The organism is Pantoea sp. y20, from assembly GCF_054903455.1.
The window spans coordinates 858641-871860 of sequence record NZ_CM142816.1 but is presented as its reverse complement, the minus strand read 5'-3'; the positions used below and the strand labels follow the sequence as shown (position 1 = coordinate 871860).

Annotated in this window: 11 protein-coding genes; 4 read left to right on the top strand and 7 right to left on the bottom strand. The window is 55.9% G+C overall.

The window, feature by feature from the left end:
* Nucleotides 1–76 precede the first annotated feature (76 nt).
* Nucleotides 77–1519 carry a serine endoprotease DegP gene (degP, locus tag ACYAC5_RS03890; protein ID WP_192235655.1) on the bottom strand — a complete coding sequence of 481 codons (1443 nt, stop codon included), beginning with the start codon at nucleotides 1517–1519 and terminating at the stop codon, nucleotides 77–79.
* Between the two features lie 136 nt (nucleotides 1520–1655).
* On the bottom strand, nucleotides 1656–3149 hold the full coding sequence (dgt, locus tag ACYAC5_RS03885; RefSeq protein ID WP_101762053.1) for a dGTPase: 1494 nt from the start codon (nucleotides 3147–3149) through the stop codon (nucleotides 1656–1658).
* Nucleotides 3150–3246: 97 nt separating this feature from the next.
* On the opposite strand from dgt, the gene mtnN reads away from it, so the two are divergent.
* The 3 genes from mtnN (at nucleotide 3247) to ACYAC5_RS03870 (ending at nucleotide 5107) form a co-directional block, all read left to right on the top strand.
* Complete coding sequence (gene mtnN, locus ACYAC5_RS03880) at nucleotides 3247–3945, top strand: 5'-methylthioadenosine/S-adenosylhomocysteine nucleosidase (protein ID WP_280172476.1); 699 nt, start codon at nucleotides 3247–3249, stop codon at nucleotides 3943–3945.
* On the top strand, nucleotides 3938–4747 hold the full coding sequence (btuF, locus tag ACYAC5_RS03875) for a vitamin B12 ABC transporter substrate-binding protein BtuF (RefSeq protein WP_280172475.1): 810 nt from the start codon (nucleotides 3938–3940) through the stop codon (nucleotides 4745–4747). The genes mtnN and btuF overlap by 8 nt, the downstream gene beginning before the upstream one ends.
* A gap of 108 nt (nucleotides 4748–4855) precedes the next feature.
* Entirely contained in the window at nucleotides 4856–5107 is a 252-nt protein-coding gene (locus ACYAC5_RS03870; protein ID WP_101762055.1) for a hypothetical protein, read from the top strand.
* Between the two features lie 35 nt (nucleotides 5108–5142).
* On the opposite strand, the gene erpA is transcribed toward ACYAC5_RS03870, so the two are convergent.
* A complete protein-coding gene (gene erpA, locus ACYAC5_RS03865) occupies nucleotides 5143–5490 on the bottom strand; it encodes an iron-sulfur cluster insertion protein ErpA (protein ID WP_280172474.1) in 348 nt (115 codons plus the stop codon).
* Nucleotides 5491–5690: 200 nt separating this feature from the next.
* Between erpA and hemL the strand changes: the two genes are divergently transcribed.
* On the top strand, nucleotides 5691–6971 hold the full coding sequence (hemL, locus tag ACYAC5_RS03860) for a glutamate-1-semialdehyde 2,1-aminomutase (protein ID WP_192412339.1): 1281 nt from the start codon (nucleotides 5691–5693) through the stop codon (nucleotides 6969–6971).
* A gap of 59 nt (nucleotides 6972–7030) precedes the next feature.
* Here the strand turns inward: hemL and fhuB are convergent, their stop codons facing one another.
* Genes fhuB through fhuA form a run of 4 tightly spaced genes read right to left on the bottom strand, consistent with a single transcriptional unit; the run spans nucleotide 7031 to nucleotide 12942 of the window.
* On the bottom strand, nucleotides 7031–9007 hold the full coding sequence (gene fhuB / locus ACYAC5_RS03855) for a Fe(3+)-hydroxamate ABC transporter permease FhuB (protein ID WP_280172473.1): 1977 nt from the start codon (nucleotides 9005–9007) through the stop codon (nucleotides 7031–7033).
* A complete protein-coding gene (gene fhuD / locus ACYAC5_RS03850; RefSeq protein ID WP_222234368.1) occupies nucleotides 9007–9885 on the bottom strand; it encodes a Fe(3+)-hydroxamate ABC transporter substrate-binding protein FhuD in 879 nt (292 codons plus the stop codon). The genes fhuB and fhuD overlap by 1 nt, the downstream gene beginning before the upstream one ends.
* Before the next feature lie 9 nt (nucleotides 9886–9894).
* Nucleotides 9895–10689 carry a Fe3+-hydroxamate ABC transporter ATP-binding protein FhuC gene (fhuC, locus tag ACYAC5_RS03845; RefSeq protein ID WP_007888799.1) on the bottom strand — a complete coding sequence of 265 codons (795 nt, stop codon included), beginning with the start codon at nucleotides 10687–10689 and terminating at the stop codon, nucleotides 9895–9897.
* Nucleotides 10690–10743: 54 nt separating this feature from the next.
* The gene (fhuA, locus tag ACYAC5_RS03840; RefSeq protein WP_462062433.1) at nucleotides 10744–12942 is read right to left on the bottom strand and encodes a ferrichrome porin FhuA; all 2199 of its coding nucleotides are present in this window, start codon (nucleotides 12940–12942) and stop codon (nucleotides 10744–10746) included.
* Nucleotides 12943–13220 lie beyond the last annotated feature (278 nt).

The following is a 13220-nucleotide window of genomic DNA, read 5'->3' as shown; positions in this document are numbered from 1 at the left end:
TCACATTCAGTACCGGACATTTGCACAGACACAAAAAAGGCGAGCCAAAGCTCGCCTGTTATCAACAACCTGAAACTTACTGCATCAGCAGATACAGGCTGCTGTCACCGCGCTGTACGTTCAGTGCCAGCACCGAAGGTTTGGTGTCGAGCACTTTACGCAGCTCGCCAAGATTAGCCACGGCTTGCTGGTTGACACCCAGAATCACGTCACCTTTCTTCAAGCCAATACGCGCCGCTGCGCTGCCAGGCTTGACGCTATCGACGCGCACGCCTTTCTGGCCGTTGGTATCAATATTGCTGAGATCGGCACCTTCAATACCGGTGTAAATGGTGGCGGACTGCACTTTATCCTGCGAGCTCTGCTGCAGTTCAACGGTGACGTTCACCGGTTTGCCTTCGCGCAGCAGACCCAGCTGCAGCTTGGTACCGACCGGCAGCGAGCCGACTTCGGCACGCAGCGCTGCAAAGCTGGTCAGCGCTTTACCGTTCATCGACACCACCACGTCACCCGCTTTCACGCCGGCTTTCGCCGCAGCAGAGTTCGGCAATACCTGGCTAACAAAGGCGCCACGCTGCGCATCGACTTTCATCGCTTTCGCCAGCTCTGAGTTCAGCTCGGTGCCCATAATGCCCAGCTCGCCGCGTTTCACCTGACCGTACTCCACCATCTGCGCGGTAAGGTTTTTCACCATTGAACTTGGAATGGCAAAGCCGATACCGATGTTGCCGCCGTCCGGCGCCAGAATCGCGGTGTTAATCCCGATCAGCTCGCCGTTAAGGTTTACCAATGCGCCACCGGAGTTACCACGGTTAATCGCCGCATCGGTCTGGATGAAGTTTTCGTAATTTTCAACGTTCAGGCCGCTGCGGCCCAGCGCCGAAACAATCCCCGAAGTCACCGTTTCGCCAAGGCCGTACGGGTTACCAATCGCCACGGTGTAATCACCGACGCGCAGGTTGTCGGAGTCGGCAATCTTAATTGCGGTGAGGTTTTTCGCATCCTGCAGCTGAATCAGCGCGATATCTGATTGTGGATCTTTACCGATCACTTTGGCGTCGTAACGACGTCCATCGCTGAGCTGCACCTGGATTTTGGTCGCGTTATCCACCACGTGGTTGTTGGTCACCACATAGCCTTTATCCGCGTTAATTACCACGCCGGAACCCAGCGCACGGAACTGCTGTTTCTGCGCGTTAGCACCGCCATCCGCGCCGCCGTCACCACCGCCGTTTTGACACATGGGTGAGCTTTGGAACGGTGAACCGTCCTGGCAGAACGGAGAATTATCACCAAAGAATTGCTGGAACTGCTGCGGCATACGCGGCGTTTTAACCGTCGTCGAGCCTTCCACACTAATACTCACCACGGAAGGCATGACTTTTTCCAGCATGGGTGCCAGGCTTGGCAATTGCTGGCTGGAAGAAGAAGCGGTCTCTGCGGCAAATGCACTCACAGGGCTCAACGTCGCCGCGCCGAAACTCAGCGCCAACGCCAGCATAATTGTGTTTTTTTTCATTTATCTGTGTCTCTCTAAGAATTACGGCCAGACCATTGCTGTGGTCGTGATGGTGAGATTAAGTTTTTAGCGCGAAGTTCCTAATAAAGTTTTAGGTAAAGGTAAAAAATTGTTCTTCATCTTTACAATTGTGCGCTTATTCAACCGCCATTAAACGACGATATTCATCCCAGGCATAATTGTCCGTCATCCCACTAATGTAGTCCTGAATCAGACGCGCACGATAATAACGTTCCCACAACAAGCGCTGATATTTATGCTCAACAATTAATGAGCGCATGTGTTGTTGATAGGCCTTTCGATGTTTGCCAGAAAGCTTATGAAACAAGCGGGTTTCAATCGGATGCTTTGCCAGAAAATCCTCGTTCATCAAGGTGGTAAATTGCTCGTAATCCAGCAACAGCAGTGACTGATATATTTCGAGCAAACCTTTAATTACCCGATAACCCTGCAATTCCAGTTGTTCAACTTCCGGATGATTAAACACCTGCTGACGCGCAACCGTTTTAAATAGTTTTAGCAAGCGACCTTCTTCACCATCATCTTCCAGTAAAGCGTGATTAAAATCACCTTCGAAAATAGCCGGTAAGTTGTCGATGAAACGCTTAACCGCATGGCTAACCAGCACGTTTTGCACGTTAACCCGCAATGACATAAAGAATTGATCGCTGATACTGCGGCGTTTTTTCTGATTAGCCTCTTTCCAGGCATCACCGATAGTGCGGCTGAAAACATCGCCGTTTTTTACCGCGCCCCAGGCATCCAATAAATGCTTATACAACGTTTCAACGTGGAAGATGTCTTTTTCAACGGCGTCATCCAAATCGGCAATGCAATAAGAGATATCGTCGGCGGCTTCCATTATCCAGGTAAGCGGGAAACGATGGTGCTGTTTAATATTGGTCGCTTCACGCAACTCAGCCACATATTCTCGCTCAGATAAATAGAAGCCCGGCTTTTTCATTAATACGCTAAATTCGGCCGGTTTATCGCCTTGCCACCATGCGGGCGCGGTATATTTCAAAATACAGGCGACCTGCGCATAGCTGAGATTGAGTTGCAGCAGCGTATGCACCAGGCGAATCGCCTGCGCGTTACCCTCGAAATGGCATAAATCTTGACGAATCATTGCATTCAACTGGTCAAAAGCGGCGCGCTCAGCCTCATCGGCAACGCCCGCCACCAGCGGATCGACCAGCTCGGCAGGCAGATTTTCGTCGAACCAGTCATTGATCGCCGCCTCGCCAAAATGACCAAACGGCGGATTGCCGACATCGTGCAGTAAACAGGCCATCTCAATCAGGCTTTCGAAGGCACCTTCAAACTCATCCAGCCCATAATTCGCCAGCCCGCCGCCCTGGGTTTTCAGCGCTTGCAGAATCTCTTTGGTGATATATCGCCCGGTTTGCTGCACTTCCAGCGAGTGCGTTAGACGCGAACGCACCGCCGCATTGCGCTCGAGCGGGAATACCTGGGTTTTCTGTTGCAGACGACGAATGGCGGCGGAGTTAATAATACGTCCGCGATCGCTTTCAAAGTGGCGGGTAATAAAGTATTCCCCTTCGGGATCTTTGCGGCTGGTATAAGGGCGGGTGAAACTGATCTTCTTCCTGAAATTGATCGTCGCCATAATTACCCCTTATTTTTTCGTGAATTCTTCCTCAATCAGCCATGTTAGACTATGCCTCACTTTTGCGGGTTACATCCATTAAATTAGCGAGATTCTTATGAAAGTAGGCATTATTGGCGCGATGGAGCAGGAAGTTACACTGCTGCGTGACAAAATCGAAAACCGCCAGACACTGACGCTGGCCGGCTGCGAATTTTACACCGGCACGCTGAATGGTGTTGAGGTGGCGCTGCTGAAATCAGGCATCGGCAAAGTGGCCGCCGCGCTCGGTACCACCTTGCTGCTTCAGCTGTGCAAGCCGGATGTGGTAATCAACACCGGTTCTGCCGGCGGATTGGCGCCAACGCTGAAAGTGGGCGATATCGTGGTGTCGGATGAAGTGCGCTATCACGATGCCGACGTCACCGCCTTCGGTTACGAGCCAGGCCAGATGGCCAGCTGCCCCGCCGCTTTCGTGGCGGATGACAAACTGATTGCCGCCGCTGAAAGGGTTATCAAGCAGCTCGACCTCAACGCGGTACGCGGTTTGGTAGTGAGCGGCGATGCGTTTATCAACGGCGCTGCACCGCTGGAACGCATCCGCACCACCTTCCCGCAGGCGATTGCGGTGGAGATGGAAGCGACCGCAATTGGTCACGTTTGCCATCAGTTCAAGGTGCCATTTGTGGTGGTGCGCGCCATTTCTGACGTTGCCGATCAGGAATCACACCTCAGCTTCGATGAGTTCCTCAGTGTTGCGGCAAAACAATCTTCACTGATGGTTGAAAACCTGTTGGTTCAGCTGGCGCGTGGCTAAAATCCTGCTGCTTGGGCTGTTGCTGCTGTGCAACAGCCTGTTCGCCGCCGCGCCGCGCGTCATCACCCTTTCGCCCCATCTGACGGAACTGGCCTTCGCCGCAGGCATTACGCCGCTCGCCGTCAGCGCCTTCTCCGATTATCCCGCGCAGGCCAACGCGCTGGAACAAGTGGCGAACTGGCAAGGCATTAAAGTGGAACGCATTCTGCAACTGAAGCCGGATGTGGTACTGGCGTGGCGCGGCGGTAATCCACAGCGGCAAATTGAACAGCTGCAGCGTTTCGGGGTCAAGGTTGAGTGGATCGATCCGCAAACCATTGACCAAATGATCGATGCGCTGGCGGCGTTACAGCGCTGGAGTCCGCAGCCGCAGCAAGCCATCGATGCGGCGCAGGCATTACGCGCGCAGGAAGCGGAGCTGCGCAAGCAGTATCAGCAAAGTACGCCGCTGCCGCTGTTTTTGCAGTTTGGTCAGCAGCCGCTGTTTACGGCTTCGCGTAACACCATGCAAAACCAGGTCATTGAGCTGTGCGGCGGCAGGAATATTTTTGCCGATAGCAGCGTTAGCTGGCCGCAGGTGAGCCGCGAACAGGTGCTGATGCGCCATCCGCAGGCGATTGTGATCGGGGGTGATGCCGCTCGGGCCGCCAGCATCGCGCAATATTGGCAGCCGCAATTGGATGTGCCGGTGATCGCCATCAATGACGACTGGCTGAGCCGTCCGGGGCCTCGCATGCTGCTGGCAGCGAAACAGCTGTGTGCAGATTTACATCCGACGAAAAAAAGCACTAATAAAGATTAAAGATTCGGCATAAATTGTCGTAAATCATAATACAAGGCACAGCGGCCACGTATGCTCTGTGCCCATTTTTAGCGCTAAGCGCAATTTTGTCTTCACCAGGAACTATTCATGACCAGAGCACTGCTGCTGGCCATAGGGCTCGTGATCGCTGCACCTCTGAGTGCGGCCACGTCGACCGGCTCTATCGCCGCTACCTTAACGTTATTCTCGCGTTGCGATATCTCACGCCAGAGTGAACACTCTCTGCCAAAAGTAGATTGTGGACGTCACTTTAGCGCGCAGCCGCGCATTACCGAACGAGTATTAAAACGCGATGCTAAACGCCGTGAATCTGCGCGTTTAGTGACTATTGAATGGTAGGAATCTGGCTACCAGAACGGCAGCCAGAAGCAGCATTAGATGCTGAAGGAAGAACCACAACCGCAGGTGGTTTTGGCATTCGGGTTGGTCACGATAAAACGTGAACCTTCCAGGCCTTCGGTGTAATCCACGGAACCGCCCACCAGATATTGCAGGCTCATCGGATCCACCACCAGCGCCACGCCTTGTTTCTCGATGGTCATGTCACCGTCATTCATTTGATCGTCAAACGTGAAGCCGTACTGGAAACCGCTGCAACCGCCGCCGGTAATATAAACGCGCAATTTCAGCGCGGGATTCTCTTCATCAGAAATCAGGTTTTTTACTTTTTTTGCTGCTGCATCAGTGAATTGCAAAGGCAGCGCTGTTAAGTCGTCACTCATCTTTTACTCCAGGTAAACGTCGAGGTCAGAAAACGACCTTAATCTCGCTATTATCTGCCAGCCGTCCAGTGCAATCAAGTCTCACGCTTGACACTGCGTGCCGCCGCATGCGCAGGAAAGTATATACCCTAAACTTTAGCGCAAGCCGTTATTCCCGTAGAATGGCGCCAGATTTTTTCCCGAACAGCAGGAGCAGAACAATGAGTAAGTCAGAAAACCTGTATGCCGCAGCGCAACGCCTGATCCCCGGCGGTGTGAACTCCCCGGTACGTGCATTTACCGGTGTGGGCGGTGTGCCGCTGTTCATCGAACGCGCTGACGGTGCGTATCTGTATGACGCCGACGGCAAAGGCTATATCGATTATGTCGGTTCGTGGGGCCCGATGGTGCTGGGTCATAACAACGCCAACATCCGTAACGCGGTGGTTGAAGCGGCTGCGCGCGGTCTGAGCTTCGGCGCGCCAACCGAGATGGAAGTGAAAATGGCCGAGCTGGTGTGCGAGCTGGTGCCCAGCATGGACATGGTGCGCATGGTTAACTCCGGCACCGAAGCCACCATGAGCGCCATTCGCCTGGCGCGCGGCTTCACCCATCGCGACAAAATCATCAAATTCGAAGGTTGCTATCACGGCCACGCCGACTGCCTCCTGGTGAAAGCCGGCTCCGGCGCGCTGACGCTCGGCCAGCCAAACTCGCCGGGCGTACCGGCCGATTTCGCTAAGCACACGCTGACCTGCACCTATAACGATCTCAGCACCGTGCGTGCGGCTTTCGAACAGTATCCTGAGGATATTGCCTGCATCATCGTTGAGCCGGTAGCGGGCAACATGAACTGCATTCCACCGCAGCCAGACTTCCTGCCAGGCCTGCGTACGCTGTGTGACGAATTCGGTGCGCTGCTGATTATCGACGAAGTGATGACCGGCTTCCGTGTTGCATTAGGCGGTGCTCAGGCCTATTACGACGTGACGCCAGACCTGACCTGTCTCGGTAAAATCATCGGCGGCGGCATGCCGGTCGGTGCCTTTGGTGGTCGTCGTGATGTGATGGATGCGCTGGCACCAACCGGTCCGGTTTATCAGGCCGGTACCTTGTCCGGTAACCCGATTGCCATGGCGGCGGGCTTCGCGTGTCTGTCGCAAATTGCGCAGCCAGGCACCCACAGCACGTTGACCGATCTGACCACGCAGTTAGCACAAGGCCTGCTGGCCGCAGCGAAAGCCGAAAATATTCCGCTGGTGATCAACCACGTGGGCGGTATGTTCGGGATTTTCTTCACTGATGCCGATGAAGTGACCTGCTATCAAGACGTCACTCAGTGTGACGTTGAGCGCTTTAAGCGTTTCTTCCACCTGATGCTGGAAGAAGGCGTTTACCTTGCGCCATCTGCTTTTGAAGCAGGCTTTATGTCGCTGGCGCACAGTAAAGAAGATATCCAACGCACCATCGATGCGGCACGCCGCAGCTTCGCGAAACTTTAAAACCGCCTGAATGGCGCACTCTACCGTCGTTGTGGAGTCGCCATTCCGGGTTACCCTGATTACGCCCGCCGCAACAGCCAGATAAAATACGGCGCACCAAAGAAGGTCGCCATCAACCCGGCTGGAATTTGATCCGGAAACGCCAGCATCCTGCCGCACCAGTCGGCGAAAATCATCAAGCCGCCGCCCAACAAACCGGCCATCAACACCTGTGGTAATGCACGGCGGAACCCGAGCATGCGCACGATATGCGGCGCCATCAGCCCGATAAAGCTCAGCGGCCCGATGGTCAAGGTTGCCGTGGCGGTTAATGCCGCCGCCAGCAGCAGCAGGCTGAGGCGCGAGGTAGTGAGCGCCATGCCCGCTGAACGCGCGGTAGCGCTGCCGAGTGGCAATAGCGTCAACCAGCGACTTGCCAGCGGCGCCAGCGAAATCAGCACCACACCCACCACCGCGCTTTGCACGGCCTGCTGCATATTGATGTTGTAGGTTGAACCGGAGATCCAGCTCAGCAAGCCCGCCATGCGCGGATCGCCGCTGGCCAGCAGCACCATCAAAAGCGTGACAAACGCGCTGTTAAGCGCCATGCCCGCCAGCAACATGCGTTCTGGCGAAAAGCCGCCGCGACTCGCCACCAGCATAATAATCATAAGCGTCAACGCCGCACCCAGCGCACCGGCAGGCAACAGCCACGCCACCGCATCGCCCGGCACGAAGAACATCATCACCACCACGCCGCACGCTGCACCCGAGCTAATGCCCAACACTTCCGGGCTCGCCATCGGATTACCGGTAAGCCGCTGAATCAGCGCACCCGCCACGCCGAGCATCATGCCCACCATCAGCGCGGCCAATACGCGCGGTGCGCGCCACGGCAGCAGCTGCTGCAGCATATCGCCGCCCACCCACGCAAAGCCGTGCGCATCGCGGCCAAAGGTAATACCAACCCAACTCAATACGCCCAGAATCAGCAATCCGATCAAACACCAGCGTAAGACCTTCTGCCGCTCAGCCGGCACGCTATCGCCCTGATTTAGCGCTGGCGGTACCGATCCGGTACGCAGGCGCGGCAGCAACCAAAGCAGAATCGGCACGCCGATTAGCGCGGTCGCCGTGCCGGTAGACACTTCACGCCAGTGGCTGGTCAGCCATAGCACGCACTGATCGGCCAGCCACAGCAGCAGCGCACCGATCAGCGGCGCCAACATCATGCGGCTCATCAGGCGACGCCCGCCGAGCATCTTCGCCAGCAGCGGCGCGAACAGGCCGATAAAGCCGATGATGCCTGCAACATTGACCAGTTGCGCGCTAAGTAAAATCGCCAGCGCCAGCGCAGCAATACGTGCCGCCGACAGCGCCAGACCGAGGTTTTTTGCTACGCCATCGTCGAGCCCCATCAGCGTCAGCGGACGCAGCAGCGCCAGCGCCACCACAAACGCCAGCAGCAGACGCGGCCACAGCTGCGCCACATTGTGTCCATCCAGCTGGTTGAGCGCGCCGGTGCTCCACAGGAACATGTTCTGCAACTGATCGTGATTGAAGATCGCGAAGATTTGATTCACCGAACCGGCGTACAAACTCAGCACCAGCCCAGCCAGAATCAGTGTCACCGGCGACAGACGTTTGCCCCAGGCCACGCCGAATACCAGAATACCGACAATTACCGCGCCGCCCATCGCCGCAAACTGCTGCGTGAACTCGCCGCCCGGCAAATGCCATAACGTCGCGACGGTAATCCCCAGTTGAGCGCCCGACGACACGCCAAGCGTGGTGGGTTCCGCCAGCGGATTGCGCAGCACCTGCTGAAACAGCAAACCGGCGAGGCCAAGGCCCGCGCCAACCAGCAGCGACAGCGCCAGTCGCGACAGCAAACTGTGATGAAACACCACTTGCTGGATGTTGTTGACGTCAGGCGCAAAAAACGCCTGCGACCATTGATCGATAGGCAGCGCCTGGCGCAGATTGATCACGGTTAAGGCCAGCGCCAGCAGAAACACCGTACTCAATAGCGCGACGGGAAAAAGACGATTGCGCATCAGTGCGACTCCAGCGCGTGTTCCAGCACGCGGACAAATTTCAGCGCCGAAGAGGTCGCGCCGTAATACCATACCGCCGGCACGCGCTGGAAACGCTGCGCGCGCACAAACGGCAGCGCCTGCCACAGCGCGGTGGCCATCACCTGCTGCATATCGCGATCGTTATCGTGATCGAAGCAGATCACCTGCACATCACCCACTTCCGCCAGCCGCTCCAGCCCAACGACTGCACTGCCCCAGAAGTTGGTTTCGCCCTGCCAGGCATTGCTCAAGCCAAGGATCTCCATTACCTCAAGGAACAAACTGTTTTTACCGAAGGTAATCGCGTGGCGGCTGTCCATCAGCGACATCAGCAGCACCGGACGATCGGCCCACGGCCTGAGGCGTTCACGCGCCGCCGCCAGCTGCTCATCCACATACTGCAGATGCTGCACGGCCTGCGCTTCACGGCCAAGACGCGCGCCGAGCGCCTGTAATGAGTGACGCGCGGTGCTGAGCGGTTTGCCGTCGCCGCTGTTGAGGTCAAAACCCATGGTTGGCGCGATGCGCTGCAGCTTATCCAGCGCCGGACCATAACCATTGGAGTGCAGGATGAGTGAAGGTTCGAGCTGCGTCATCAGCTCCAGATTGGGTTCGGTGCGTAAGCCAAGATCGATAACGCTGGACGGCAGCTGCGGATCGCCAACCCAAATGTTGTAGTTGTGCATGTCGGCCACCCCGAGTGGCGTCACGCCGAGCGCCATCAGCAGCTCCACCGGCAGCCACTCCAGCGCCAGAATGCGCTGCGCATCCGGTATGGCGGCACGCAGCGGCAACGCGGACATCAACGGGGAAAGTGCCAGCGCCGTCAGCAGGCGGCGGCGAGAAATGTCGAACATGGCGAGGCCTTAATAAACGAAACTGACGGGCGCGCCGCCAAGCGGATGCGGCAAAATGCCCATCGGAATACCGTAAATGTTGCCCAGCACATCGGCCTGCATGATCACCTCGGGGCCTCCTTCGGCAATCACTTCGCCACCGCGCAATGCCACCAGACGATCGCAATAGCGTGCTGCCATGTTGAGATCGTGCAGCACCGCAATCACCGTCAGCCCACGTTCGCGGCTGAGACGCTGAATCAGCGCCAGCACATCAACCTGATGGGCGATATCCAGCGCCGAGGTCGGTTCATCCAGCAACAGGCAGCGACTGTTCTGCGCCACCAGCATCGCCAGCCAGGCACGCTGGCGCTCGCCGCCAGAAAGGCTATCCACCAGACGCCCGGCAAAAGGCTTTAATCCCACCAGCGTAATCGCCTCTTCCACCCGATCGCGATCTTCCTGACCATAGCGGCCCAGCGCGCCGTGCCACGGATAGCGGCCAATCGCCACCAGCTCGCGCACCGTCATGCCTTCCGCCGCGGGCAGTTGCTGCGGCAGATACGCCACCTGACGCGCAAAATCTTTGCTGCCCCAGTTATCTACCGCGTCCTCATTCAGCAACACGCGCCCTTCACTCGCCGCATGGTGACGACCGAGCATTTTCAGCAGCGTGGATTTGCCAGAACCATTGTGACCAATCAGCGCGGTGACTTTGCCCGGTGCAAAGGTAAGAGACAGCGGATGCAGAAGCGTGCGGCCTGGCACACGAAAACTGACGTTATCCAGCCTGAAGGTGGTTTCTGCGTGGTGCGGATGCTGCATGATAATCCCTGGTTAATCTGTAGGTCGCCATTGATGGCGACCTGCGTAACACGATTAGAAACGGAAAGTCGCAGTACCGACAATCTGACGCTCAGCGCCCCAGTAGCAGGCGTAGTCGCGGTAGCAGCTGGCGACGTATTCACGATCAAAGAGGTTATTGACGTTAACGCCGATGGTGGAGCCCGGCATGCCAAAGCGTGCGAGGTCGTATTTCAGCGCGGCATCAACGGTGGTGTAACCGGCTACGTCGAAGTTTTGGTTCACATCGTCGCCGCTGGCGTACAACCCTTTGCTCTCGCCGACATAACGTACACCTGCACCTACGGTCACGCCCGACAGCGCCGTTTCATGGAAGGTGTAATCACTCCACAGCGATGCCATATGCTTCGGCACCTGCACCGGCGTTTTGCCTTTCAGGTTAGTGTCTTCGGTGTATTCCGCATCAGTGTAGGTATAAGACGCGGTCATATTGATGTTGGCATTCAGCGCGGCTTTGGCTTCCAGCTCCACGCCACGCGAGCGGATTTCACCACTCTGAATGCTGGCATTTGGGTGGTTAAGGGTATCCGGATCGGCCGTCAGGTTTTTGGTTTTGGTCAGCTGATACACCGCCGCCGTCAACACCACCGGACGATCTTTAGGAACGTATTTCACACCGGCTTCATACTGCTTCGCGCGGGAAGGATCAAAGGCTTGACCATCATAAGTTGAACCTGAGTTCGGAATGAAGGCTTCGCTGTAGCTGAAGTAAGGTGCGATACCGTTATCAAACACATAGTTCAGCCCGCCACGCCAGGTGAAAGCCTGATCGTTCTGGCGATCAACGCTATTGGCTACGCGATCATAGACCGAGTTCATCGCGTAATCATAACGACCGCCGAGGGTTAACACCCAGCGGTTCCACTCCATCTGATCCTGCGCGTATAAACCGGTTTGGCGCTGCTTATTGAGGTGCTGATAAGGATTAGGGAACGGCGTCACGCTGTCGTCGCCATATTGTGGATTAAAGGCATTCAGCGGTGATGCGGTACCAAATTGCGCATCAATATCATTACGCGTGCGCTGGAAATCGACACCCAGCAACAGTGTGTGATCAATTTGACTGGTGGTGAATTTGGCCTGCGCCTGGTTATCGACTGCAAACTGGTTGAGCTTTTCATCAGAAACCGCTGAACCGCGGGTGATTTGCTGTGTTGCGGCATTAAAACCATTGCCATAAATGCTGCGATAATCCGTTCTCAGATCCGCATAGCGCAAATTCTGCCGCACCGTCCAGGTGTCGTTGAAACTGTGCTCGAAGTTGTAGCCCACCATCCTCGTGTTGCGCGAAATCTTGTTGCTGTCTTCGCCTTCATCAAAGTTAGTTGGCAGCTTGTAACTGCTGCCGTCAGGACGCGTGATGCCCACCACGGTGCCCTGACGCGGCAACCAGCCGTAATAGCCGGTTTCCGGTTCGTTCTGGAAGTAGGTTAGCAAATCGAAACGCGTATTCTCATCCGGACGCCAGCTGAATGATGGCGCAATGGTGTAGCGCTTCTCTTTGTTCATATCCTGCTGCGCATCGGCGCTACGCGCGAGACCGGTCAGGCGATAGCTGTAAACGCCGTCATCATCCAGCGAGCCGCCGAAATCGAAACCCGTGGAGAACTGATTGTTTGTGCCCATCTGGAACTGCACTTCACGCAGCGTCTCCTGCGTCGGACGCTTACTCACCAGCGACACCACGCCGCCCGGATTGCTCTTGCCGTACAGCACCGAAACCGGACCGCGCAACAGTTCGGCGCGTTCAAGGAAATAAGGATCGATAGCAAACTCAGAGTAGTTATCACCCTGCAGTTTCAGGCCATCAAGATATTGGTTGGTGTTGGTTTCGCTGAAGCCGCGAATAGAGAGCGCATCGATGACATTGGAGCTACCGCGGTTACCGGTCAACACGCCTGGCGTGTAGTTGAAAGCCCCTTTCACGCTGGTGACGTTTTTCATCGCCATCTCTTCCTGCGTGACTACCGAGATTGACTGCGGGTTCTTCTCAATCGGCGTATCGGTTTTGGTGCCGGTGGCGCTGCGTTTGGCCGCAATGGTTGGCGACGGGCCCCACGCTTTCTCTTGTTCGACACCGCTGCCGCCATCGGCGCTAACCACCACGGTATCTTCTGCCAACGCCTGCACGCTGAACGTACCCATAGTCAGTGAAATAAACCAAGCCAGCGAACGCGGGCGTAAGAAACAAGGATTGGTGTTTCGCGTATTCATAAGTGAGGTCTCTCGAAAAAAGTCGATGCAGGCGAATACAAACGAGAATGATTATTATGACGCACGGATTTTAGGCGAAATAGCGCCATATTCGCAACGATTAATGCCTGTAAGCGCGGCGTTTACAGCCAGATCGCGCATATTCATGATCGCAAATAATAAATCAGCAATAAAAGGAGCGGAGGCCGCCAATCGGGAAATTGCATTGCCGCACAGAGGAAGTTTATTTCATCCCGACAGAGCATCAAACCTACGATAACCATTAAAATCATAAAGTT